This is a genomic window from Streptomyces sp. NTH33 (assembly GCF_003236365.1).
GTDB lineage: Bacteria > Actinomycetota > Actinomycetes > Streptomycetales > Streptomycetaceae > Streptomyces.
On the sequence record NZ_POTZ01000949.1, the window covers coordinates 1 to 1,059 of the forward strand.

General features: G+C 69.2%; 1 protein-coding gene. It reads left to right on the forward strand.

What is annotated here, in order from left to right; genetic code table 11:
• Positions 1-1,059 (forward strand): flavodoxin-dependent (E)-4-hydroxy-3-methylbut-2-enyl-diphosphate synthase (ispG, locus tag C1I97_RS37735; RefSeq protein WP_111007347.1); only part of this gene is annotated, 1,059 nt, incomplete at both ends.

Sequence of the window (1,059 nt, forward strand, 5' to 3'; positions counted from 1 at the left end):
TCGCCGAGCGCCGCAGGAGCCGGCAGATCCAGGTCGGGTCGGTGGCGGTGGGCGGGGACGCGCCGGTGTCGGTGCAGTCGATGACCACGACGCGTACGTCGGACATCGGTGCGACGCTGCAGCAGATCGCCGAGCTGACGGCGTCGGGCTGCCAGATCGTGCGGGTGGCCTGTCCCACGCAGGACGACGCGGACGCGCTGGCGACCATCGCGCGCAAGTCGCAGATCCCGGTGATCGCGGACATCCACTTCCAGCCCAAGTACGTCTTCGCCGCGATCGAGGCCGGCTGTGCGGCGGTGCGGGTCAACCCGGGCAACATCAAGAAGTTCGACGACCAGGTCAAGGAGATCGCGCGGGCGGCCAGGGACCACGGCACGCCGATCCGGATCGGGGTCAACGCCGGGTCGCTGGATGGGCGGCTGCTGCGGAAGTACGGCAGGGCCACCCCGGAGGCGCTGGTGGAGTCGGCGCTGTGGGAGGCGTCGCTGTTCGAGGAGCACGACTTCCGGGACATCAAGATCTCGGTCAAGCACAACGACCCGGTGGTGATGATCGAGGCCTACCGGCAGCTCGCGGCGAGCTGCGACTACCCGCTGCACCTGGGGGTGACCGAGGCCGGTCCGGCCTTCCAGGGGACGATCAAGTCGGCGGTCGCCTTCGGTGCGCTGCTCTCGCAGGGCATCGGCGACACCATCCGGGTGTCGCTGTCCGCGCCGCCGGTGGAGGAGATCAAGGTCGGTATCCAGATCCTGGAGTCGCTGAACCTGCGCCGGCGCGGTCTGGAGATCGTCTCCTGTCCGTCCTGCGGGCGGGCCCAGGTGGACGTCTACAAGCTGGCCGACGAGGTCACGGCCGGTCTGACCGGCATGGACGTGCCGCTGCGGGTGGCGGTGATGGGCTGTGTCGTCAACGGTCCGGGCGAGGCGCGGGAGGCCGACCTCGGGGTCGCCTCGGGCAACGGCAAGGGGCAGATCTTCGTCAAGGGCGAGGTCATCAAGACCGTCCCGGAGTCGAAGATCGTGGAGACCCTCATCGAGGAGGCCATGAAGATCGCTGAGC